Here is a 24,873-nt window from a genome sequence, read left to right as displayed (position 1 = left end):
TATAATCCCATTTGGGATTATGAAAGAGAGGAAGATAATAATATGGATCGAAAGACTTTGCAGATTATAAATGCATCCAATCACAGTATCATAAAGCTGCGTGGAGTGTATGCAGACTGGTCTCGCAGACACAACATTAATTATAATGAGATGCTGGTACTTTATACGATACGCGAGAACGGATACTGCACTCAAAAACAGGTATGTGACAATTATCTGCTTCCGCGTCAGACGATACATAATGTAATTTCAAGGATGCGTGAACAGGGCTATCTGATTCTGGAACCGGAAAAAGGAGAAGGACGGGAAAAAGCATTTGTATTGACAGAGAAGGGCAGGAAATATGCAGAGATATTTTTCTGTTCGCTAGCTTCTATAGAAGAAGCATCTGTAAAACGATTTGGCTATGAGAAGATGCAGATGCTGACAGAGCTTATGAAGGAATACCAGGAAATATTGGCTTCTTGTGTAGAGCAGGAGGCAGGAGGCAGCAGAGATGGAAACAAACAGTAGTTTTTACGGCACAGAAAAGATCAATAAGATCTTTTTTAAAATCGCACCGCCTGTCATGCTGGCACAGTTGATACAGGCTCTTTATAATATAGTAGACAGTTTATTTGTCGGGAAATACTCAGAGAGCGGTCTGACGGCGTTATCGATCATTTATCCTGTTCAGCTTCTGATGATCGCACTGGCAGTTGGAACCGGTGTTGGAATCAATACAAATATTGCACATTTTCTGGGAATAAAGAGGTATAAGAAGGCGGATGAGGTAGCAGGCATCGGCTTTAGTCTGGCGATCATTATGTGGATCTTATTTGCAGTAAGCTGTTATCTGTTGATGCCTGCATATGCACGGTTGCAGACAAATTCGGATACAGTAATTGCTGATGTAATTACCTACGGAAGGATTGTGTGCGTGGGCAGCATTGGATTGTTTACAGAGAGCATATGGACAAAGGTACTTCAGGCAAACGGAGATATGAAGACACCGATGATCGCACAGATCACAGGAGCTATCACGAATATTGTGTTAGATCCGATTTTGATCTTTGGGCTTTTTGGTATACCAAAGCTTGGAATAGCAGGAGCTGCATTTGCAACGATCACAGGACAGGTTGTAGCGGCACTTCTTGTTATGAAGAAGGGATTTCATCGTTCGCCGTCTCTTTGCAAATATCCAGAGGATATCCGCAGGATCTATGCGCTTGGAATTCCGAATATCATCATGCAGGCAACGTATACATTTTACATATTTGGATTAAATATGATCCTTGCAGGATTTTCCGATGAGGCAGTGACAGCACTTGGATTGTATTACAAATGGCAGACATTTTTCTTTATACCACTGGGTGCTCTTCAGACCTGCATTGTACCCATCATTAGCTATAACTATGCGGCAAAGAGTATTGATCGTTGTAAACATACGATGACGGTTGCCTTTATATGGGGAATTGCATTGATGTTCATCGGAACGTTATGCTTTGAATTTATTCCGGAACCTATGCTTTCTGTGTTTACGAAGGACAGCGAAGTTATCCGTATCGGAGTGCAGGGATTCCGATTTATTGGGATCAGCTTTATACCGATGGTAGGTGCGCAGATTTATCCGGTCTTTTTGCAGGCAACCGGCGAAGCCTTTAAGAGTTCATTTCTAACCATTATGAGAACGGTGTTCTTATTTGTACCGCTTGGATATCTGTTTTCCAGATTCGGATTTGTGTATTTCTGGCTGACTTTCCCGATTACAGAGGTAATCACTACTATAGTAGGATTTATGTTTTATCGAAGGTTTTACAGACAACATAAGATGATAGTTCACGAGTAGAACAAGTGTACATGTTTGCGAATGATCAGATGTAAAAAATATGTGAATAAAATGATAATATACATGCAAAAAAAAGAAATGATGCTATAATGTGCTTCAAAATATATTAATACAATCAGGAGGTAAATTATCATGGATATTAAGAAAGTTGGAATATTTGCAGCAGGTTTATTGTTTGGTACGGCAGGTATCAAGGTATTATCAAGCAAGGATGCAAAGAAGGTTTACACAAACTGTACAGCAGCGGCTCTTCGTGCAAAGAAGTGTGTTATGAACACAGCTACAACCATTCAGGAAAATGTAGATGACATTTACCAGGGCGCTAAGCAGATCAATGCAGATCGTGAAGCAGAAGAAGATGTCGTTGTAGAAGATATTCCTGCAGAGACAGCAGAAGAAACTGCTGAGTGCGCATGTGAAGCTGCAGCAGAAAATACAGAAGCAGTAGAGGCATAAGAAAAATTTAGATAAGAGGATGAGCTGAATTGAAATTCATAATAAAAGATAAGATGAAGGGCAGACTGCGTGTACATATGTGTCAGAATCATATGTCATATGAAGAAGCTGATATTCTTTTATATTATCTGGAGTCTTTTGAACCGGTCAGCTCGGCAAAGGTGTATGACCGGACGGCGGATGCAGTGATCTGTTATACGGGAAATCCGGATATCATTATCGACAGACTTCGCAGATTTCATTATGAAGATGTAAAAGTCCCAAATGGTTATCTGGAACGAAGCGGCAGAGAGACGAATGCGATGTATCAGGAGAAGCTGGTCGATAAGATTATCTTCCATTATGCAAGAAAGTGGCTTCTGCCATATCCGATATCAGCAGCTTATGCAGGTCTGATGTCTGTTAAGTATATCTGGAAAGGCGTTAAGACTCTGACAAAGGGCAAGATCGAAGTTCCGGTGCTGGATGCAACATCCATTGGAGTATCTGTTTTACGAGGGGATATGAAGACTGCAGGTTCGATCATGTTCCTGCTCGGAATCGGTGAACTGCTTGAGGAGTGGACACATAAGAAGTCGGTCGATGACCTGGCACGTACGATGTCATTAAATGTCGGAAAAGTGTGGTTAAAGACAGAGAATAACGAGATATTGGTTGATTCTGATACGATTGCAAAAGGAGATCATGTCGTTGTCAATGTCGGAACGATCATTCCGTTTGACGGAACTGTCTGTGATGGTGAAGCAATGGTGAATCAGGCATCACTTACCGGAGAATCCGTATCCGTCAGACGTACGGCAGGAAATGTCGTATATGCCGGAACAGTGGTAGAAGAAGGCTCGCTCATAATAGAAGTAAAAGAGGTATCCGGTTCCAGCCGATATGAGAAGATTGCGCAGATGATCGATGAGTCTGAGAAACTGAAATCCAATCTGGAGGGCAAGGCGGAGCATCTGGCAGACCGTTTGGTGCCGTACAGCTTAGGCGGTACGATACTTACCTATCTGCTTACAAGAAATGTAACAAAAGCCCTTGCGATCCTGATGGTTGATTATTCCTGTGCATTGAAGCTTGCTATGCCTGTATCGGTATTATCGGCGATCCGTGAGGCAGGAAACCGTAAGATTACAGTCAAAGGCGGAAAGTATCTGGAAGCGGTAGCAGAAGCGGATACGATCGTATTTGATAAGACCGGAACACTGACAAAGGCACAGCCTACAGTTGCGGGAGTCGTTTCCTTTAACGGAACAAATGAAAACGAATTGCTTCGTATCGCTGCCTGTCTGGAAGAGCATTTTCCACATTCAATCGCAAAAGCCGTAGTGGATGCGGCAAAACGAAAAAATCTGGATCATGAAGAGATGCATTCAGAAGTAAAATATATCGTAGCGCATGGAATCTCGACAACAATTGGGGATTCCAAGGCGATCATCGGCAGTTATCATTTTGTATTTGAGGACGAAAAATGTACGATACCGGATGGGATGGAAGAAGTATTTGAGAATCTTCCGGCGGAATATTCCCACCTCTATCTGGCGATCGATAACGAGCTTGCGGCAGCAATCCTGATTGAGGATCCGTTAAGGGAAGAATCTGCAGATATTGTAGAACGGTTAAAGTCGGTTGGAATCTCCAAGGTCGTTATGATGACCGGTGACTGTGAACGGACTGCAAAGGCGATCGCAGAGCATGTCGGTGTCGATGAATATTATTCAGAGGTACTGCCGGAGGATAAGGCTGCATTTGTAGATCGAGAGAAGGCAGCAGGCAGAAAGGTTATCATGATCGGTGATGGTATCAATGATTCGCCGGCACTTTCAGCAGCAGATGCAGGCATCGCGATCAGTGATGGTGCGGAGATTGCCAGAGAGGTTGCAGATATTACGATCGATGCGGACAGTCTGGATGAGATCGTGACATTGAAGATACTTGCAAATCTTCTTATGAAACGGATTCACAGAAATTATCGTTTTATCGTAGGGTTTAATACCGGGCTGATCGTGCTTGGAGTTGCGGGTGTGATCGCACCGACAACATCTGCACTTCTGCATAATACATCAACCTTGATGATCGGATTAAACAGCATGAAAGACATGTTGCCCGAGTTATAATAGATGTGCTATACTATCTCCATGTGTTTCAGGTGCGGAAGAAAATCTGCATTTTAGACATATGGGGATATTATTATATAGAAAGAGTTATACGAATATGCCGGAATCAAATCTTACAAAGAAAGCGATTGCATTAAGTGCAAAAGAACTGACCAAAGAGAAACCATATGACAAAATATCGATCAGTGATATTGCAGACCGATGCGGAATCAAGAGACAGACATTTTACTATCATTTTCAAGATAAATACGAACTGTTGGTCTGGATCTATTTTAATGAATTATTTGCTCCTAATATGGAGGACATATCCTTAGAGAACTGGGATGAGAAATTAGGCGCGATCCTCACACAGATGCAGGAGGAGAAAAAGTTCTATATTAACACGATCAAACATGCAGAGGATTATATTATCCAGTATATGCTTGAGGTTGCAGAACAGACCTTTGAAGAGGCAATTGATAAGTTAGACGAGAAATCTCATCTGAAAAACGAGGAACGTGGTATATTTGCCCGGTTCTTCGCATATGGGATCTGTGGGATTATCGTTGAATGGGCAAAGGGTGGCATGAAGATGGCACCGGAGAAGCTGGCTGATTATATGAGGGAGATGCTTGAGAAGTGTAAGCAGGCAGTCTATATATCCGATCATGACAGACAGTAGCAGAAGCCGGGCAGACCTTGGTGTACAGACAGTACAGAAAATGATAGAATTTATCAGGTATTCAGGCTTTTTTTATACTTATTTTAGAATTCGTTTTGACATTTCCGGATAAATGTCAAAAAAATTGTCAACCCTAAAATCTTGTATAATTACAAACAAACAAAATAATCATATTCTATGAACGGAAACAAGAAAAAGGTTTCCGTTCATTTTTTGTATTAACGAAAGGATTGATTCTATGAACAAATTTGGAAAGGCGATTGTAAAGCTTCGTGTACCGATCTTAATTATCAGTATCCTGCTTTTGATCCCGGCAGCGATTGGTTTCTTGAAAACCAGAGTAAACTATGATGTACTTTCATATTTACCAAAGGATATCGAAACCATGAAAGGTCAGGACATTCTGGCGGATGATTTCGGAACGGGTGCTTTCTCCCTGTGCCTGGTAGAAGGGATGGACGATAAAGATGTCGTCAAATTAAAAAAACAAATGGAACAGGTAGACAATGTTGATTCTGTAATCTGGTATGACTCGATTATGGATATTTCTATTCCGGATGAGATTTTACCGAAAGATATCAGAGAGGCATATCGTAATGATGATTGTACGATGATGGCAATTATCTTTAAAACAACAATGTCTTCCGATGAGACAATGGAAGCGATCACTCAGATCAGAAAGCTTGCAAGTAAGCAGTGTTTCATCAGCGGAATGTCAGCCGTTGTTACGGATACCAAGGATCTGTGTGATAAAGAGGTTCCAATCTATGTAACCATAGCAGTTATCTTATCGCTGATCGTATTATCACTGACTATGGATTCCTTCCTCGTACCGATCTTTTTCTTATTAAGTATCGGTATGGCGATTGTATATAACTTGGGAACAAATGTATTTAAAGGAGAGATCTCTTACATAACACAGGCACTTACCGCAGTCCTGCAGTTGGGTGTAACGATGGACTACTCGATCTTCCTGTGGCACAGTTATCAGGAAGAGAAAAAAGTAAATGGCAAAGAGAATAAAGAAGCTATGGCAGATGCGATCGCTTCCACCTTCTCATCTGTTATCGGTAGTTCGATCACAACAGTAGCAGGTTTCGTTGCACTGTGCTTCATGACCTTTACCTTAGGCCTTGACCTTGGTATCGTTATGGCAAAGGGTGTCGTTATCGGTGTTATCTGTTGTGTAACCGTACTCCCATCCATGATCCTGATCTTTGATAAGCCGATTGAAAAGACCTGTCACAGATCTTTACTTCCTAAGTTTGATAAGCTTAGCAAATTTATCGTGAATAAGTACTGGATCTTCCATATCTTATTCCTGATCCTTCTGGTTCCTGCGTTATATGGTTATACACATACAGATGTTTACTATAACCTCGACAGCTCATTACCGGAGGATCTTCCAAGTATTCAGGCAAACCAGAAGCTGGAAGAAGAATTCAATATGAACTCTACACATATGATCCTGCTTGACAGCAATCTGGATGAAAAGAGTATTAATAAAGTTATTTCAGAAATTAAGACTGTCAAGGGTGTTAAGACTGTACTTGGTCTGGAATCTGTAGTTGGTCCTATGATTCCACAGAGTATGATTCCACAGGATTTGAAATCCAAGCTTGACAATGGCGAATGGAAGCTGATGTTAGTCATGTCAGAATACAAAGTAGCAAGTGATGAAGTAAATACACAGTGTGATGAGATCAATACGATTCTTCACAAATATGACAGTAAGGGTATGCTGATCGGTGAAGCTCCTTGTACAAAGGATCTGATCGAGATCACAGATAAGGATTTTAACACAGTAAGTACCGTATCCATCGGTGTTATCCTGCTGATCATATTATTCGTCTTCAAATCCGTATCACTTCCGATCATTCTGGTATGTGTAATCGAATTTGCAATCTTTATCAATATGGGTATTCCTGCATTTACAAATACAACATTACCATTCATCGCATCCATCGTTATCGGTACGATCCAGCTTGGTTCTACCGTTGACTATGCGATCCTGATGACAACAAGATATAAGAGAGAGAGAAGTAATGGCCTTGCTAAGAAAGAAGCAGTTACAGTTGCACTTCAGACATCTATGATTTCCATTATCGTAAGCGCATTAAGCTTCTTTGCCGCAACCTTCGGTGTTGGCTGTTACTCAGAGATCGATATGATCAGTTCTTTATGTACGTTGATGGCAAGAGGAGCTATCATCAGTATGTTTGTCGTCATCTTCCTGCTTCCTGCAGCGTTGATGTTATTCGATAAGCTGATCATCCATACAACAATCGGATTCAAGGGTATTACCGGCAAACAGAAAGTAGCTTATGCCGGAGCGGGAAATGTTGATCCGGCTTCGGAACAGAAAACGGCAGATGATGATGATTTCCTGAATGAAGACAGACCATTTGCAAAGAAGAAATCCGGAAACTTTGATAACTATGATTTTGATGACAGTTACAGTGACGATGATAAATATATAGATGTAAATAATGATTCCAATGGTCCTGCTGACCGGCAGTAGTAAATTAGGAGGTAATTAGTATGAGTTATAAAAATATGAAAGCAAGAAAAAGATTTATGGCGATCGCTCTGAGTGGTGCAATGATGTTATCCGTTACAGGCTGTGGCAGTACAGCAACAGGAGATGTACAGACATTAGAGAACCCGGAGATCATGAGTAAGAGCGATGAAGAATTGTCAGATGTACTTGAGAATTCTGTCGGACTTTCCGAGAATACAGACAGTGATAAAGATGAAACCGTTTACGTTATTGCTGATGCAGCAGGTAATAAGCAGGACGTTATCGTCAGTGAGTGGTTAAAGAACACAGATGGTGAGGCAACCATTAAGGATAGCAGTAACCTGACTGATATCGAGAATGTAAAAGGCGACGAGACATTTACAGAGAATAATGGAGAACTTGTATGGAAGGCAGATGGCAATTCCATTTATTATCAGGGCAAGTCAGAGGAGCAGGTTCCTGTAGAAGTTAAAGTTACTTATTATCTGGATGATCAGGAGATCACACCGGATCAGCTGGCAGGCAAGAGCGGCAAGGTAAAGATGAGATTTGAATATGTCAATAATTCAAAGAGTGGAGATGTATATACTCCTTTCCTGATGGCGACCGGTATGATCTTATCAAATGACAAATTCTCAGATATCAAGGTTGAGAATGGTCAGGTTGTAAATGATGGAAACAACAGTATCGTTGTTGGTATGGGTATGCCCGGCCTTCAGGACAGCCTGGATCTGCAGAAGTTAGATGTTGAGATTCCGGATTACTTTGAGGTTACAGCAGACTGTACAGATTTCTCTCTGGACATGACAATGACAGTTGCTTCTACCGGATTCTTATCCAAGGACAGCGATAACAAGGATCTGAAGGATGCTGAATCTGATATCAACGAACTGATCGACACATATAGCGATGGTATGAATTCCCTCGTTGAAGGAATTACAGAATATACAGATGGTGTATCTTCCGTATCCGATGGTATTGGTCAGGTAAAAGATGGCGCGGACAGCTTATATCAGGGTTCCTTAACTCTGGCACAGGGTGTTGATTCTGCAACAACAGGTGCCGGCACATTAAAAGCAGCATTCGAAGGTGAAAATGGTATCTTATCCGGTTCCAAGCAGATCAGCGACGGGCTTGCAACATTAAACAAAGCCGTAAAGGGAATCGAACTTCCAACCAAGACAGAATTAAGTGATAAAGAAAAGAAAGCAATCAAGAGCACGATCACAGAGAATATTACAAATAACCTGACAGCAAACAAGGATAAGATTGCAGATGGTGTTGATAAGGATGCTGTAACAGCAGAGGCACAGAAGAATGGTAAAGCAGCAGCACCTTCTAAGGAATCCGTTGTAAAAGAGGCACAGGCAGCAGCACCTTCCGCTGATACAGTTGCAGCAGAAGCACAGGCAGCAGCACCTTCCGCTTCTACGGTAGCAGCAGAGGCACAGGCAGCAGCACCTTCATCATCAACAGTAGCATCGGAAGCATCCGGTCAGTTTGCAACTTATTTCCAGGAATTTGTATCTGCTTATACACAGATGACAGGTTCCCAGCCAGATGATGCAACAATGCAGGCATTACAGGGAGCGTTTGCAACTGCATATGGTGATGTATATGGAGCAGCTTATAAGTCAGGATATGGTACAGCTTATGGTTCCGGTTACAAATCCGGTTACGGTACAGCTTATGGCACAGCTTATACATCCGGCTACAGCACAGCATACGGTACAGCATATACCAATGCTTTCACAGCAGGTTATGGCAGTGCGTATGGTACAGCTTATCAGTCTGCATATGGTACAGCTTATGTAGAAGGTTATAAGTCGGGATATGCAACAGCATATCAGGATGGTCTTTCCTATGGTGCGAATCTGGTACTTGGCAAGCTGAGTTCATTCTCCGGACAGATCACAACTCTGAAGAAGAGTGTAGACGCCTGGCAACTGGTGCATCAGCACTGAACACAGGCCTTGGCAAGGTATATACAGGCACTTCTGATCTGTATAATGGTATGGTTAAGTTGAATGGTGGTGCAGGCAGCCTTACAAAGGGTGCAAATACTCTGAAAGAAGGAGCAGGCACATTAAAGGATGGCGCATCAAAGCTGACAGATGCAAGTGGTGACTTAAAGGATGGCAGCAAGCAATTATCAGATGGTACAGATAAGGTCGTTGATGCAGTAAATGATGCAGAAAAGGATCTGGATTCTCTGTCAGAAAAGTGCGATAAGGTCATCAAGGCCGGTGAAGCTTATGAATCCTTCGGTGGAATCTCAGATGATATGAAAGGTAGCGTTAAGTTCATCATCAAGACAGATTCGATCAGCAAGTAATTAATAAATGAAAATCGTTTGCCCTATAAAAAGCATTGGTTGGATTTTGTTCACGATTTAAGACAAAAGGATACCTTGTTAGGACATCCGAAGTAGGAAAAAAGAATATAGTTTGACATAGGGGCTCCGGTTTCGCATGTTTTTCAATGAATCAATCCTTGAATATATGCCGGAGCCCTTTTAATGTGTACTAAGTGCATTTCCGGTTTTATATTCTGAATATGCCGATTACTTCCTCTTGATAAAATCTCTACATGAGACGCACTTGTTTTTCTATTTGAAACACATGCCTGATTCACACCTGCTCCGTGCTAACTCGCTCTTCGAGCTCAAACAAGCACCCGCAGGTGTTGGCAATGTGTTTCGCATAACGAAAAACTGCGTGAATGTCGTCATGTAGAGGTTTTATTATACGGAAGCAACGGCAATTATGTTATATGAACCGGAAATGCCTGTTGCAGCATGGAAAGGCGTCAGGCAGATTTAATGTTTAGCCGGAAATACAGAGGCTATTATATAAAAAAGGGGTTGACATATATACAGTTTAGATGTAACATAACGATGTTATGTGAATGACTGTTCATATGTTGAAATGGAATAAAACTGGTGGTGAGATGAGATGAAGGACGATCGGGAGACAAAAGAAAAGCTGCTTGCAAGTGCAGAGCATGAATTTATGGAGAAGGGCTATCAGGGTGCATCCCTCCGTAATATCTGTAAGAATGCAGGTGTGACGACCGGTGCATTATATTTCTTCTTTAAAGATAAAGATGATATATTTGCTTCACTGGTGGCACCGGTGCTTGGAAGTATCCGTACGATGATGGAAGCACATATGCAGCAGGAGTTGCAGGAGGTAAAAGGCGAGCTTCAGGAGGGGAAGGATGATTTCAGCGATGACATCTATGCATCCCGGCGGATCATTCATGAACTGTATCAGAATTATGACCGGGTACAGCTTCTGCTGACAAAGAGTCAGGGATCAAGTCTTGCAGGATGTATTGATGAATTTGTGGCATTTACAGAGAAGAATTACCGGATGCTGGCAGACGCACAGGCAAAGGTGTGTGGAGTTGCTGCACCGGATGATTATACGATACACTGGATGGCACATATGCAGATCGATGCATTTGTCCATCTGCTGACACATGAATCCGATGAAGAAAAAGCAGTTGCCCATCTGGGAGACATATTGAAATATCTGCTTGCCGGATGGTATGCACTGTTTCAGAGAGATGAATAGATAACAAAAAGCTATGTGAAATTTTATTTTGCATAGCTAAAAAAATGATAACAACATAACGGTGTTATGTAAGCGAAAAAATAACAGGAGGAAGCGAGTATGTATTTAGAGGTATCAGATGTAAAAAAAAGTTATGGAGAAGGTGGAAGCTACATACAGGTTTTAAAGGGAGTATCCCTTCAGGTAAAGCAGGGCGATATGTGTGTCATTCAGGGAACCAGTGGTTCCGGTAAGTCTACGTTATTGAACTGTATCGGTGGACTGGATACGATCGAATCCGGTTCGATCAAGGTAGACGGAACCGAGATCGCAGGCATGAAAGCAGATGAATTATCTGACTACCGAAGAGATTATCTGGGATTTATCTTCCAGTTCTATAATCTGGTACCGAACCTTACCGTGCGGGAGAATATACAGATCTGTGAATATCTGACAGATCAGCCGCTTAATATGGATGAGCTGCTTGAGATACTGGGACTGACAGAGCATCAGAATAAGTTTCCGGCACAGTTGTCAGGTGGTCAGCAGCAGAGATGTGCGATCGCAAGAGCACTGATCAAAAATCCGAAGCTGCTCTTATGTGATGAACCGACTGGAGCACTCGATTCCAAGACATCAAGGGATATCCTGATCCTTCTGGAGAAGATCAATGCGACCTATGGAACGACAATGCTGATCGTAACGCATAATAATTCCATTAAGAATATGGTCGATCAGGTCGTGATCGTAAAGGATGGTCAGATCAGGAAAGATTATTACAATGAGACAAAGGTACCGGCAGCAGAATTGGAGGATTTATAAGATGCAGAAAGTATTGAGAAAAAGGATTTGGAGAGATTTCAAAAGCAACCTTCCAAGATATCTGGCATTGTCCCTTCTGATCATACTTGCCATGTATCTGGTAGTCAGTCTGGTCGGTGCGGCAGAAACGATCATTCGCGGAAGTGAGAATGCTGACAGCAGACAGTGTGTTGAGGATGGAGATTTTTCACTGTTTGTACCGATGAAGGATGAAGAAATGGAAGATTTGGAGGCGGATGGAGTGACGATCGAGCCACAGTTCTATATGGACTATGAGATTGACGAAGATCACACGATCCGTATCTTTGCAAACAGGGATGAGGTCAACAGGATCGATCTGGTAAAGGGCACACTTGCAGAAAAGGGAAATGAGCTGGTGGTAGAACGCCAGTTTGCAGAGAAGAATGATATATCAGCAGGTGATGTGATTACATTTGGCGGACGGGAATTTACCGTTACCGGAATCGGTACAACACCGGATTATGATAACGTATTAAAATCTCTGGGAGATACCGGATGCGACTGCCTGCATTTTGGTACGGGATTTGTTGCAGCTGATGTATACGATACACTTCGTGCGGAAGAAAAAAGTATAAAGTCAGAGGAATATTATTATGCATACCGGTTAAATGGTGCTATGACGGATGATGAATTAAAAGACCGCTTGGAGGAGCTGGAATTTACATCCGGAGATGTAGAAGATCCATTTTTTCAGGAATACTGGGATCGTACGATGGGAAAGAAGGACGATCTGACAGATGGTATTCAGGAGCTGTTAGATGGAGCAAAAGAGTTAAAGGAGCTTAAGGCATTTGAAGATGGAATTATAGAATATACAGACGGAACAAAAGAAGCTGAAGATGGTTCCAATGAACTGCTGGATGGTATTCAGGAGTTAAAGGATGAGACAGATGATATGATCGATGACATCTTCTCAGAGGATGCACAGAACCTTATGACTTTTGTAAAGGCAGGGGATAATGCGAGAATTCAGGCGGCTTCCGGTGATCAGGAATTATACCGGAGCGTTGGTACGATCGCAGGTGCGATCCTGTTGATCCTGATCTCTTATGTATTATCAGTGTTCGTTGTACATTCGATCGATCAGGAAAGTGCCGTTATTGGTGCGTTATATGCACTTGGGGTAAAGAGAAAGAATCTGATGGCACATTATGTAACACTCCCGACTGTGATCACATTTGTTTCAGGTCTGATCGGAACACTGCTTGGATATTCAAGCCTTGGTGTGCCGATCCAGATGCAGGACTGCTACAACTATTATTCCCTTCCGGATCTGGATGTTATCTATATGCCATATCTGTTCATTTATGGAATCGTGGTTCCACCGGTTATTTCTATAATCGTTAATTCACTGGTTATCCGAAAGAGGCTGTCGAAGCCGGTTCTTACAATGATCAGGAATGAGCAGAAGGTTGGTAATGGTAAGGATATAAAGCTTGGAAATATGAGCTTCATGAATCTGTTCAAGATCCGCCAGATGCTTCGTGAGAGCCGTACCGGATTTACGGTAGTATTTGGAATGTTTGTAAGTCTTCTGCTGGCGATGATGTCACTGGAGATATATACTTACTGTGCGAATGTAAATCGTGATTATGTAAATGATACAAAGTATGAGTATATGTATACCTACAAATATCCGACAGAGGAAGTTCCGGAAGGTGGATATGAGGCATATGCAAAGACACTGAAAAAGAAAATTTACGGTTACAACTTTGACATAACAGTTATGGGACTGACAGAGAATAATCCGTTCTTTGATGTGGATCTGTCAGATTCATCCAGTAAGGTTGCGATCAGTTCTTCGATCGCTTACAAATACGGTCTGGATGTTGGTGATACTCTGACACTAAAGGATGATGAAGCAGATAAGATCTATGCATTTGAGATCGCATCTGTTGCGCAGTATGCTCCATCCTTTATGGTATTTATGCCATATGACAAGGCGCTTGAGTTATTCGACGAACCGGAGGATTATTTCAATGTTGTATTTTCCGACCATGCACTCGATGTCGAGACCGGAAGATTATATGCAACAACGACAAAGACCGATGTGAAGAAGGCTGCCGGTATCTTCTCGGATATAATGCAGGGAATGATCCTTACAATTGGAGGAGTATCTGTTCTGATCTTCATTGTTGTTATGTATCTGATGATGAAGGTTATGATAGATCGGTCTTCTTTCAACATTGCGTTGATTAAGATCTTCGGATACCGGAATAAGGAAGTGAAGAAGATGTATCTGGATGGTAATTTCTATATCATAACGATAGGAGCATTGATTTCGATTCCACTGACCAAATGGATCATGGATGTGGCTTATGAGCCTGCCTTTGTTCCGAATATTGCCTGCGGTATCGACAAGTCCTTCCCATTCTGGATGTACCTTGCCATCTTCGCAGGTATCCTGATCCTGTACTTCATCATCAACCATCTGCTGATCCGCAGAATCCGCAAGATGGTGCCTGCTGAAGTGCTGAAGAACAGAGAGTAGTAATTGCGAACATATAAGTTTTAATGTGAATGAGCTCGCTTGATATTACCAAGCAGGGGACGCTTTCGCTCGTTTCGGTCTGCAGCGGTACTAAGATGCCGCATATGCGCCATCTAAGGACCGGCGACCTCAAATGCCCCTGTCTCGGTAATTCAACGAACTCATTCATAATTTAAGCTGAGAAGTTCGCAATTATTCTTTTTCGCCCAGTATTATAGCTCAAACAAGCACCCGCAGACGATGGCAATGTGTTTCGCATAACGAAAAACTTCGTGAGTGTCTCATGAAGGGGGATTATGTGGAAGCAATGCCGGTTACGGGGTAAGAACCGGAAATGCTTGTTGCGTTCATATAATTGAGATGTTACAGCAGATATAAGATAAGAGCAAAAAGGCGGTTGTGTTGAAAAGACAGGTTGTGGTAAACTGGCATTGCAGGCAGGTGGACCAGGTATAGCATAAAGAGAGTCTCAGGATGGAAGTGAGATATGGCACATGCCTGCGGATAGTATATATCAGGAGGATATTGCATGTTATTAATAAAGAACGGCAGGGTCGTTGATCCTGTGACAAATACAGATCGGAAGCTGGATGTGCTGGTTGATGGTGCGGTGATCACAGAAGTGGAACAGCAGATAGATCCGGAAGCATGCAGGGAAAAGTATGGTACAGATGATGTTTGCGTGATCGATGCGGAAGGTCTGGTGGTTGCACCGGGGCTGGTCGATACACATGTACATTTCAGAGATCCGGGCTTTACTTATAAAGAGGACATCGAGACCGGAGCAGAGGCTGCCGCTTATGGCGGATTTACGACGGTTATCTGTATGGCAAATACGAAGCCGGCAGTTGATAATGTAGAGACACTTGAGTATATTCAGAGAAAAGGGGAAACGACCGGGATCCATGTGATCCAGACGGCGACCGTTACAAAGGATCTGAAGGGAAAAGAACTTGTAGATATGGAACTGCTGGCAGAACATGGTGCTGCCGGATTTACAGATGATGGTATCCCGATCATGGATGAAGAAGTCTTAACGGAGGCAATGCTTCGTGCGAAAGCGCTTGATCTGCCGATTAGTCTGCATGAAGAAGATCCTGCATTTGTAAAAGGTGCAGGTGTGAATATGGGAGCAGTATCCGGGCAGCTTGGCTATGGTGGGGCTTCCAGAACAGCAGAGGATGTCATGGTCGCAAGAGACTGTATCCTTGCCCTTCATACAGGAGCATCTGTCTGTATTCAGCATATCAGTTCCGGAAATTCCGTTGAGTTAGTAAGGCTGGCAAAGAAGCTTGGTGCGGATGTTCATGCAGAAGCAACACCACATCATTTTACACTGACAGAGGATGCAGTTCTGACCTATGGAACAATGGCAAGAATGAACCCACCGGTCAGAGAAGAAGCGGACCGGTTGAAGATCATTGAAGGTATTCAGGACGGCACGATCGATATGATCGTAACCGATCATGCACCGCACAGTGCAGAAGAAAAGGCACGTCCGATGGCACAGGCACCGAGTGGGATCACAGGCCTTGAGACATCACTGGCACTGGGAATCCGTTCACTGGTACAGCCGGGCTACATCACACTTATGAAGCTTATGGAGCTGATGAGTAAGAACCCGATGGAGTTCTACCGGATGACACCGGGCAGCATCCAGGCGGGAGCGCCGGCTGATATTGTGATATTTGGAGAAAATGAAGAATGGACCGTTGAACATTTCCATTCCAAAGCCTTGAATTCACCGTTTTTTGGTTGGACACTTCCGGGAAAGCTTCATTACACGATCTGCAACGGTAAGATCGTAGCAGAGAACTAGAACACAGGGGATACGGGTACATACAGGGAATCATACATTTTTTTGTACAGGAGAAAGAAGAAATGGCAAAAGAATTAAGATGGGCAAATCCTTATATGCGGTAGGAAGCTATAAAGAATATGATATGAATAATCGTTTCTTTAACATCAATCTTGCCGGTGGTGCATTGCTTGATATCGGAGTATATGCACTCAGTCTGATGCGCAGCTTTATGGCAGAGACACCGGATCAGGTGATGAGTCAGGTGCGGTTCGCGCCGACAGGGACGGATGAGCAGGCAAGCATCATCCTGATGAATAAAGAACAACAGATGGCAGCTATTACGCTGTCCATGCATTCAAAGCAGCCAAAGCGTGCAATGATCAGTTGTGAAAAAGGGTATATCGAGATCATGGAATATCCAAGAGCTGATAAAGCGATTATCGTAGATGCTGCAAGCGGAGCAGTTACACCGGTAGAAGCCGGTGAAACAAAGCGTGCGCTTGAATATGAGATGCGGGATATGGAAGAAGCGGTACAGTCCGGAGATGTAAGCCGGATGCAGATGCCTTTTACCGGAGATGTCATGAACATCATGACAGACCTTCGAAAGAACTGGGGCTTAGTCTATCCGGAAGAATCAAGAAAGACGGAGTAGATCCCATTTTGATGAGGTTCCGGTCTTTCGGAAAATATTCTGTAAGTGCTTCTGGATCGTGTTCTCACTGATCCCGAGAGTGGCTGCAATCTCATCGTTATTTGCAAATGAAAAGATCAGAGACAGGATCTCTGTCTCTCGTGGAGTAAGGTCATAGCCTTTTGCAAGTGCCGGGATACGGTTTGCAAGAGCGGTATGGCCTTTCTCTTTTTCCGGATATAGGATCTGTTCATAGGTTACGTTGATATGCTTGCCAAGAGAACGGAAGAAGAACATATCATCGTCTGTAAAATCCCCATCGATCTTGGTACGAAACAGCGTCAGGATACCGGAGAATTCTCCACTGCAGATCATGCTGTACTGTAAGGAATCGTAGACATGGAATTTCTGATAACAGTGCTGATAGAGAGAAGAGTTCAGACGGACATCATCATTTACCAGATCGCTTTCTCTTACAAGCTGGGATTCCCGTACATTGTTGATCCAGAGCAGATGATCCTCACTCATATGATCGATGTAGAGCAGTTCTGCTTCATAGAAATAATCAGGAAAGCAGACCGGAGTCGGTACGATCTCAGTTCGGTTTTCCGGATTGACGGAGATAATGCTCGCATAAGTAAATGGGATCAGCAGGCGAAGTCTTGGGAGAAATTCATCTCTCAGTGCTTCATAGGATTTACATTGGTACAGCGTATATACGATATCGTTATAGATCAGAAAGTTGTTCTTTTCCATTGTGGGTCTCCTTCGCGTGAAATGATGTTGATTTTCAGGCAGATGCCAAGACTGCTTCATTTGCATAGCAAGCCATCCGGTCGAAAGTTATATAAATACAATTATATATTACAAAATACTTGTTTTCAAGTATATACTACCGAAAATGATTAGCATTTACCTCAAATTAATAATTGAAAAACAGTAGGGAATTGAGATAAGCTATAAAACGAAAAAGAGATCAGAGAAAGGAAGCGTTGCGGATGAAGGATAAAAAATATGTTATAACAATTACGAGACAGTTCGGAAGTCTTGGAAGACCAATCGCAAAACTGATGGCAGAACAACTGGGAATAGAGTATTACGACAGAGATATCGTGGATCAGGCAGCCAAGCAGTTGAAGCTTCCCGCTTCTGTTGTAGACGAAGAAGAAGAAAGCGCAAAGAAGATCTTCAAGAATCCGTTTTCCAGAATGGTACTTCCGCTTGGCGGTGGCACGAACAGTACCCAGGATGATATTTTCGATGCACAGCAGAATATCATACGATTTCTTGCAGAGAAAAGCTCATGCGTGATCGTTGGACGTTGCTCTGACTTTATTTTAAGCGAGATGGACAATGTGATGAATATATTCATCTATGCTCCGTACCCGGATCGTGTTGAGAATTGTGTGAATTCGATGGGACTGGAAATCGATGAAGCCCGTAAGATGATCGTAGCCGTTGATGAGGCGCGTGATTCCTATCACATGAATTATGCCGGATATAAGCCGGGAGACATCAATCATTGTGATATCCTGATCAACAGCAGTCTGCTCGGTGTAGAAAATACTGCAAAGTATCTGGCAGAACTGGTACGTGAGAAGTTTATCAGTGATTAATAAGGATTAGACGTAATTAAAATTAAGTAGAAACTTATCATATATAATAATTGTAAATAAGTAAATGAAATTGTAAACTAAAAGCAGTTGATACGAAGGCGTATCTGCAATGCTATAAGGCATTGCGGATGCGCTTTTTGTTGTTTTATAAGGAAAAATACAAAACGGAAAGGAAGAATGGTTATGACACATGGCTTGGTGGCACTGTTAATAGTGCTGATCGTAATTGTCGGTTCGATACTGACACATCGCTGCGAAGAATTTATGATCGGGGGTTCTCTGGTCGGCGCGGCAGTTTTATTTAAAGGTTCATTTCTGACACAATGGTGTACGATGCTTCAGGAGACGATTTCGGAAAATGTCTGGATCGTTGTAGTATGCGGATTGTTCGGCAGCCTGATCGCCTTACTTCAGACAGCAAAGGGAAATTATGGTTTTTCTAAGCTGGTTTCCAAATTATGTAATTCAGAGCGAAAGACATTACTTACCACATTTATACTTGGTATATTGATCTTTGTAGATGATTATCTGAACGTTTTATCGATCGGTGCCTGTATGAAGGGTGTTTACGATAAACGTAAGATACCGAGAGAGACACTGGCGTTCATGCTGGATTCCACAGGTGCTCCGGTCTGTGTACTTCTTCCGTTTTCAACATGGGCAGTTTTCTATGCAAGTCTGTTCATTGATCAGCCGAGTGTACAGGCATATGGATTCACCTCCGGTATGAAAGCGTACTTAAGTGCCATTCCATTTTGTTTTTATCCAATCATTATATTATTGATCGTATTTTTATTCTGTATGGGAATCATGCCAAAGCTTGGTGGTATGAAGAAAGCATATAAGCGAGTAGAGGAGACCGGCAAGGTCTACAGTGATGCCAGCAGAAAGTACAATCATGAAAACCGTGCAGGTTATGAAGAAGACGGAAATATCTGGGATTTCGTTATTCCGATGGCAGTCCTTGTAGCGATCGCCATTATCACAGGTGATCTTCTTCTGGCAGTTGTTCTTGCGATCGCATGTTGTATGCTGATGTATCTTCCAAGAAAGGTTATAGCTGTAAATGAATTCTTTGGTGTGATCGTAAAGGGATTTGCGGATATGCTTCCAACCCTTACCTTACTGGTACTTGCGTTCTTATTGCAGAAGGTAACAGAACAGCTTAACATGACAGATTATATAATCGATCTTGCACAGCCATTATTAACAGGCTCTCTGTTCCCGATGATCACATTTATCCTTGTTGCGGCGCTTTGTTTTGCAACCGGATCCTTCTGGGGCATGAGTGCAGTCGTTGCACCGATCGTATTCCCGCTTGGCGCAGCAATCTCCGCAAACCCGGTTCTGATCATGGCAGCAATTATCTCCGGTGGTGCATTTGGAAGCCATGCATGCTTCTACTGTGATGCAACGCTTCTGTCATCGAACAGTGCAGGCATTGATAATATGGAACATGCAGTATCCCAGCTCCCATATGTTATGATCGCAGCTATGTTGTCAATCGTTGGCTTCCTGATCTGTGGATTTATAGTTTAGAGTAAAAGGGGGCATGTGATATGGCAGAATATATTATAAAGAGCCGGGCAGTATTTGATGGTCGGGCGGATAGCTGTAAGCCGCTTGCTGTCTGGATCAAAGATGACAGGATAAAGAAGCTCCTGCCATATGATGAGACAAATGCCGTTCCGGCGGATGTTCCGATATACGATATGGGTGACAAGCTTGTCATGCCGTCCTTTATCGATGCACATACCCATATATTTACCGGAGCGGTAGCCGCAAGTGAATATGTATGCAACACGTTGGATGCCTGCCATTCGGAACAGGAATGTGTGGAGCAGATGGCAGCATATGTAAAGGCGCATCCCGGACAGAAGCGAATCCGCGGAACTGGATGGTTTATCGGGAACTGGACGGAGGATTGTATGCCGGACAAACGAAGTCTGGATGCATATTTCCCGGATACTCCGGTATATCTGGAATGTGCGGATGCACACAGCATGTGGCTGAATTCAGCAGCACTTGCTGAAGCCGGGATCAGACCGAATCCCGATTTGGCAAATGGCATGATCGAGACTTACCCGGATGGAGAGCTTACCGGAATGTTGATCGAACCGGAAGCCTATGCGCCCGCCATGGAAAAGTTCATGGATTTTACGGATGAAGAAATGACAGAAATACACAGACATTTCAAACAGGTACTTGCGGAGAACGGAGTTGCAGGCTTAAGTGAGATGTTTGCAGAAGATTATACAGAAGAGACTTATAAGAAATATGAATTGCTGAAAAAGCTGGATGATGAAGAAGGGCTGTATGCAAATGTATATGTCTACACGAAGTTATTTGGCTATACCTCATTTGAAAAGTTCTTTGAGATGAAGGAAAAACTGGATTCCAGACATTTTCAGATCACCGGTTTAAAGGGGTTTATTGATGGGGTGACGGAGACTTATACCGGACTGCTCTTAGAGCCATATACAGACCGCCCGGATACCTGTGGGGAGAAACTTCCGCTCTGGCCGAGAACGAAGATGCAGGAGGAGATCACTGCGGCAAATGAGGCAGGCATACAGGTCAGACTTCATTGTATCGCAGATGGTTCTGTGCGCATGGCGCTTGATATGTACGAGGAAGCGGAAAAAAGAACCGGAAGAAAGGATCTCAGAAATACGATCGAGCATATCGAAAATATTCATCCCGATGATATCAGGAGATTCAAGGAACTGGATGTCGTAGCATCGATGCAGCCATATCATCTGATCCTGTCCAATAATGATAAGATCGTGCGGCTTGGAAAGAAGCGGTGCAGATATGAATGGCCGATGAAAAGTATCACGAATACAGGAGCGGCATTTGCAGTCGGAACGGATTACCCGGTTGTGGGATTAGATCCATTTCAGACAATCTATGCGGCAGTGATCAGAAAGGATGCAGACGGAAGAATATCCGGTCAGAATCCGTGGGAGGCCATTGATATGGCGACAGTCTTAAAAGGATATACCTACGGAGCTGCTTACGTCTATCAGGCAGAAGACCGAACCGGTTCGATCGAAGAAGGCAAATGTGCAAATCTCATCGTGCTGGATCAGAATCTGTTTACGATCGATCCTGAGAAGATACCGGATACCAAAGTGGTATGGAATATATTTGAGGGACAGACGATATATGACAGACTGAACAATCTGGCAGGTGCGAGTGGAATATAAGCCGTTGCAAACAGACAACCGGCGGAAGATAGATTTGGCAGATGTAAGTAGAAGGTAAGCCGGAAATCAATGGCAGAAAATATAGGATAAAGAAATAAGATGTTCTGATAACAGTATATAGATATTTTGATAACAGGAGGATATGAGTATGAGAAAGGTAAAGGTAGCGGCTACCCAGATGAGCTGTAGCTGGAATAGAGAAGAAGTGTTAGACAAGGCAGAGAAGCTGGTTCGAAAGGCAGCAGCAGAAGGTGCAAATATTATCTTGTTACAGGAATTATTTGAAACTCCGTATTTCTGTCAGAAGCAGAAATTTGAATATTTTGATCTGGCAAAGCCACTTTCAGAAAATGCAGCAGTAAAACGATTTACCGAGGTTGCAAAAGAGCTTCAGGTTGTTCTGCCGATCAGTTTTTATGAAAAGGCGGGAAATACAGCATTTAATACAATAGCGATCATTGATGCAGATGGAACGATCCTTGGAACATATCGTAAGACCCATATCCCGGATGGACTTCCATATGCGGAGAAGTTTTATTTTACACCGGGAGATACCGGATTTAAGGTATGGAAGACAAAATATGCAGATATCGGCGTTGGCATCTGCTGGGATCAATGGTTCCCGGAGGCTGCCAGAAGCATGGCACTTCTTGGTGCAGAGCTGTTGTTCTATCCGACTGCGATCGGAAGCGAGCCTACATTAAACATTGATTCGAAACCACACTGGCAGCATGCAATGCAGGGACATGCAGCAGCAAATATCATGCCGGTGATCGCATCGAACCGTATCGGAACCGAGACGGACGATGAATCTTCAATGACATTTTACGGTTCTTCCTTTATCGCAGATCAGACCGGAACAATCGTGGAGGAGGCAGACCGTGAGACAGAATCTGTGCTTGTCCATGAATTTGATCTGGATGCGATCGCACAGATGCGTAGAGAGTGGGGCGTGTTCCGTGACCGCAGACCGGAGATGTACGGAACTTTGATGCACCATTAATTAAAGATATTTCAAGTATAAGATCACACACATAAGTTCAAGAATGAAGATTGCAGGAAGCCCAATGTAGAATTTGGGCTTCCTGATTTTATGTCGGAATAACAGCATACCAAGAATCGCACCAAAGATTCCGAACACTCCGGCGAGGATCAGGTGGCTTCCGGGATGCGCCACTTGTGGTGGATGGCTTTCCATTTGTCGATGCCATACAGGAAAAATACGATCAGATTGATCAGGATATATGTACTTAAGAATAAATGATCTTTTATCAGTTCAAATAACATATGTGGTTGTACTCCTTTCATCCGTACAGACTGCTTTCACAGAGAAGAAGTTCGTTCCTTCGCAGTTTCCAGTCAAGCAGATTTTCATTATATGCATTTTAAGATGATTTTTGTGGATTGTCTATATTTATATTCTTGAAGCCTGTTTGATACGGGCTTATAATGATGCATAAAATAAGAAAGAAGGACGAAAGATGAATATACAGATCAGAGAATATAAAGATTCAGACATACAGGAGATGAACCGCATCTGGAACCGTGTGGTAGATGATGGAGTTGCTTTTCCACAGGAGGATGACCTGACAGAGGAGACAGGCAGGGGATTCTTTGCAGGCCAGACCTATACTGCGGTGGCAGAGGATACAGACACAGGAAAGGTGCTCGGACTTTATATCCTGCATCCAAATAATGTCGGACGCTGCGGTCATATCTGCAATGCCAGCTATGCGGTAGATGCGGATGTAAGAGGACTTCATATCGGAGAGAAGTTGGTGTCTGACTGTCTGGTACAGGCAAAGGCGTATGATTATCTGGTGCTGCAGTTTAATGCGGTGGTGGCTACAAATGTGCATGCAAGACACCTCTATGAGAGGCTTGGATTTACGCAGCTTGGAACGATTCCGGGTGGTTTTCGCATGAAGGATGGACACTATGAGGACATCTGCCCATATTACTTTGACCTGCGTGAACTTGGCAGATGATCGTTGTTAATTGAAAATTGATTTCAGACATGGAATGGCGGTCAGATAATATAATGTAAGACAGTAAAGATTTCTATTCGGTTCGTGCACTGATTTGTCGGCAGTCGCCCAAACTCGTCCGTATGGACTCAAACATGGGCTTGGTGCTGACAGTTAGCACAAACCTCATAACGAAATCTTTTCTATGTCATTGCATTATATTATCTGACCGGCAATTCATTGCCTGAAATCAAATACAGATTAAGATACGATCATCTGCCAAGTCTTTACGGATCAAAGTAATATGAGTTGAATAAAATGTAATTTTAAGAGCGAAGACAGTATGTGGTAGAAATATATAATGAAGAAAGCAGTATGTTTTCTTTACACAAGTCAATTAAAATGGTAAAATAATTAATGTGCGTAATAAGAACGATATAATTTATTTGATGTGTCAAATAAGACTTTAGAATAGAAATCAGGATAGATAATCATGTTTAAATATAGATTTTTTCAGGTGATCCTTGCGATCGCAGTTGTAATGCTGATCGTGTCGTCTGCGGTGTTTATCTCATTCCAGGGAGTGAATATCAGTGAGGCAGAGTACACATCAGAGATGACCGGACGAACATTTGAGACAGATGGAGCAGATGGTTCGGAAACTGCTCTGACGGAGTTCGAGGCGTGGCTGGAGTACAGCATCATTGCGGATGGACTGAAGGAAACCGGAAATAATGTTGATTTTGATAAAGGAAATGTGAAGCTTTGCGACTATAACCTGACGCAGCTTAGACAGTTGAAGAAGGTGAAGGATGAGGCGAAACGAATGATGTTCCTGTCGGTGATCCTGCTTATCATAGGATTTCTGGCAGTAAAGAAAAGACGAATGTATGAGTGTGTCGTATGGGGCGGCGTTGCAGCAAGTGTGATCGGAATAGTATCACTGATCCTGCTCGCGGTATCCGGAAGCGGCATTTTCTATGGCGTTCGTGAGATGGTATTTAAAGGCAGGTATGATGTATTTTTCTCAGGGGATGACAGACTGATCGCGCTGATCCCGGATAATCTGGGACTTCGGATGTTCCTGATCTATACAGGAGTGATACTTGCCGGACTTGTTATTACGATCATAGTACGACTGATAAGCTGGCGAAAGACACAGCCACACAAATTCTAAT

At 42.9% G+C, this 24,873-nt stretch carries 20 protein-coding genes and 1 pseudogene; 19 read left to right on the top strand and 2 right to left on the bottom strand.

The window, feature by feature from the left end:
- Positions 1-42: 42 nt before the first annotated feature.
- The 13 genes from DXA07_RS10825 (at position 43) to DXA07_RS10765 (ending at position 16,924) form a co-directional block, all read left to right on the top strand.
- Positions 43-513: a MarR family winged helix-turn-helix transcriptional regulator gene (locus DXA07_RS10825; RefSeq protein WP_021944952.1), complete on the top strand. Its 471-nt coding sequence runs from the start codon at positions 43-45 to the stop codon at positions 511-513.
- Positions 497-1,828 carry an MATE family efflux transporter gene (locus DXA07_RS10820; RefSeq protein ID WP_021944951.1) on the top strand — a complete coding sequence of 444 codons (1,332 nt, stop codon included), beginning with the start codon at positions 497-499 and terminating at the stop codon, positions 1,826-1,828. Before DXA07_RS10825 ends, DXA07_RS10820 begins: the two co-directional genes overlap by 17 nt.
- A 132-nt stretch (positions 1,829-1,960) precedes the next feature.
- Positions 1,961-2,284 carry a DUF6110 family protein gene (locus DXA07_RS10815; RefSeq protein WP_021944950.1) on the top strand — a complete coding sequence of 108 codons (324 nt, stop codon included), beginning with the start codon at positions 1,961-1,963 and terminating at the stop codon, positions 2,282-2,284.
- A 29-nt stretch (positions 2,285-2,313) separates the two neighbouring features.
- Positions 2,314-4,395 (top strand): heavy metal translocating P-type ATPase, encoded by a 2,082-nt coding sequence (locus DXA07_RS10810; protein ID WP_117807183.1) that lies wholly within the window; start codon positions 2,314-2,316, stop codon positions 4,393-4,395.
- 97 nt (positions 4,396-4,492) lie between these two features.
- A complete protein-coding gene (locus DXA07_RS10805; protein WP_021944948.1) occupies positions 4,493-5,056 on the top strand; it encodes a TetR/AcrR family transcriptional regulator C-terminal domain-containing protein in 564 nt (187 codons plus the stop codon).
- Between the two features lie 238 nt (positions 5,057-5,294).
- Complete coding sequence (locus DXA07_RS10800; protein WP_021944947.1) at positions 5,295-7,577, top strand: efflux RND transporter permease subunit; 2,283 nt, start codon at positions 5,295-5,297, stop codon at positions 7,575-7,577.
- A gap of 20 nt (positions 7,578-7,597) precedes the next feature.
- Entirely contained in the window at positions 7,598-9,541 is a 1,944-nt protein-coding gene (locus tag DXA07_RS10795; RefSeq protein WP_118484602.1) for a hypothetical protein, read from the top strand.
- On the top strand, positions 9,475-9,912 hold the full coding sequence (locus DXA07_RS10790; RefSeq protein ID WP_348980822.1) for a hypothetical protein: 438 nt from the start codon (positions 9,475-9,477) through the stop codon (positions 9,910-9,912). The genes DXA07_RS10795 and DXA07_RS10790 overlap by 67 nt, the downstream gene beginning before the upstream one ends.
- A gap of 619 nt (positions 9,913-10,531) precedes the next feature.
- A complete protein-coding gene (locus DXA07_RS10785) occupies positions 10,532-11,155 on the top strand; it encodes a TetR/AcrR family transcriptional regulator (protein ID WP_021944945.1) in 624 nt (207 codons plus the stop codon).
- Between the two features lie 99 nt (positions 11,156-11,254).
- On the top strand, positions 11,255-11,956 hold the full coding sequence (locus tag DXA07_RS10780) for an ABC transporter ATP-binding protein (protein WP_021944944.1): 702 nt from the start codon (positions 11,255-11,257) through the stop codon (positions 11,954-11,956).
- Between the two features lies 1 nt (position 11,957).
- Positions 11,958-14,468: an ABC transporter permease gene (locus DXA07_RS10775; RefSeq protein ID WP_021944943.1), complete on the top strand. Its 2,511-nt coding sequence runs from the start codon at positions 11,958-11,960 to the stop codon at positions 14,466-14,468.
- 529 nt (positions 14,469-14,997) lie between these two features.
- Entirely contained in the window at positions 14,998-16,287 is a 1,290-nt protein-coding gene (locus DXA07_RS10770; protein ID WP_118484598.1) for a dihydroorotase, read from the top strand.
- A 79-nt stretch (positions 16,288-16,366) separates the two neighbouring features.
- Positions 16,367-16,924: a hypothetical protein gene (locus DXA07_RS10765; protein WP_182427529.1), complete on the top strand. Its 558-nt coding sequence runs from the start codon at positions 16,367-16,369 to the stop codon at positions 16,922-16,924.
- Here DXA07_RS10765 and DXA07_RS10760 read toward each other — a convergent pair.
- A complete protein-coding gene (locus DXA07_RS10760; protein ID WP_161117541.1) occupies positions 16,907-17,659 on the bottom strand; it encodes a helix-turn-helix transcriptional regulator in 753 nt (250 codons plus the stop codon). The genes DXA07_RS10765 and DXA07_RS10760 overlap by 18 nt on opposite strands.
- A 242-nt stretch (positions 17,660-17,901) precedes the next feature.
- On the opposite strand from DXA07_RS10760, the gene DXA07_RS10755 reads away from it, so the two are divergent.
- From DXA07_RS10755 to aguB, 4 genes are all read left to right on the top strand, one after another.
- Positions 17,902-18,519: a cytidylate kinase-like family protein gene (locus DXA07_RS10755; protein WP_021944939.1), complete on the top strand. Its 618-nt coding sequence runs from the start codon at positions 17,902-17,904 to the stop codon at positions 18,517-18,519.
- A 183-nt stretch (positions 18,520-18,702) separates the two neighbouring features.
- Positions 18,703-20,058, top strand: a complete 1,356-nt coding sequence (locus DXA07_RS10750) for a Na+/H+ antiporter NhaC family protein (RefSeq protein ID WP_117785683.1) — start codon at positions 18,703-18,705, stop codon at positions 20,056-20,058.
- 20 nt (positions 20,059-20,078) lie between these two features.
- A complete protein-coding gene (locus DXA07_RS10745; RefSeq protein WP_118484596.1) occupies positions 20,079-21,728 on the top strand; it encodes an amidohydrolase in 1,650 nt (549 codons plus the stop codon).
- A 148-nt stretch (positions 21,729-21,876) separates the two neighbouring features.
- Entirely contained in the window at positions 21,877-22,731 is an 855-nt protein-coding gene (aguB, locus tag DXA07_RS10740) for an N-carbamoylputrescine amidase (protein ID WP_118484594.1), read from the top strand.
- Here aguB and DXA07_RS10735 read toward each other — a convergent pair.
- Positions 22,732-23,015, bottom strand: a pseudogene (locus tag DXA07_RS10735) (DUF1294 domain-containing protein).
- Positions 23,016-23,209: 194 nt separating this feature from the next.
- On the opposite strand from DXA07_RS10735, the gene DXA07_RS10730 reads away from it, so the two are divergent.
- Together DXA07_RS10730 and DXA07_RS10725 are read left to right on the top strand one after the other, a co-directional pair.
- Entirely contained in the window at positions 23,210-23,716 is a 507-nt protein-coding gene (locus DXA07_RS10730; RefSeq protein ID WP_117807193.1) for a GNAT family N-acetyltransferase, read from the top strand.
- 472 nt (positions 23,717-24,188) lie between these two features.
- Positions 24,189-24,872, top strand: a complete 684-nt coding sequence (locus tag DXA07_RS10725; protein WP_021944933.1) for a hypothetical protein — start codon at positions 24,189-24,191, stop codon at positions 24,870-24,872.
- The last annotated feature ends 1 nt before the right edge of the window (position 24,873 follow it).

The organism is Clostridium sp. AM54-37XD, from assembly GCF_003478225.1.
GTDB classification, from domain to species: Bacteria; Bacillota; Clostridia; order Lachnospirales; family Lachnospiraceae; genus Coprococcus; species Coprococcus ammoniilyticus.
Note: the sequence above shows the minus strand (reverse complement) of the source record. Positions and strands in the feature narration are given on the sequence as shown.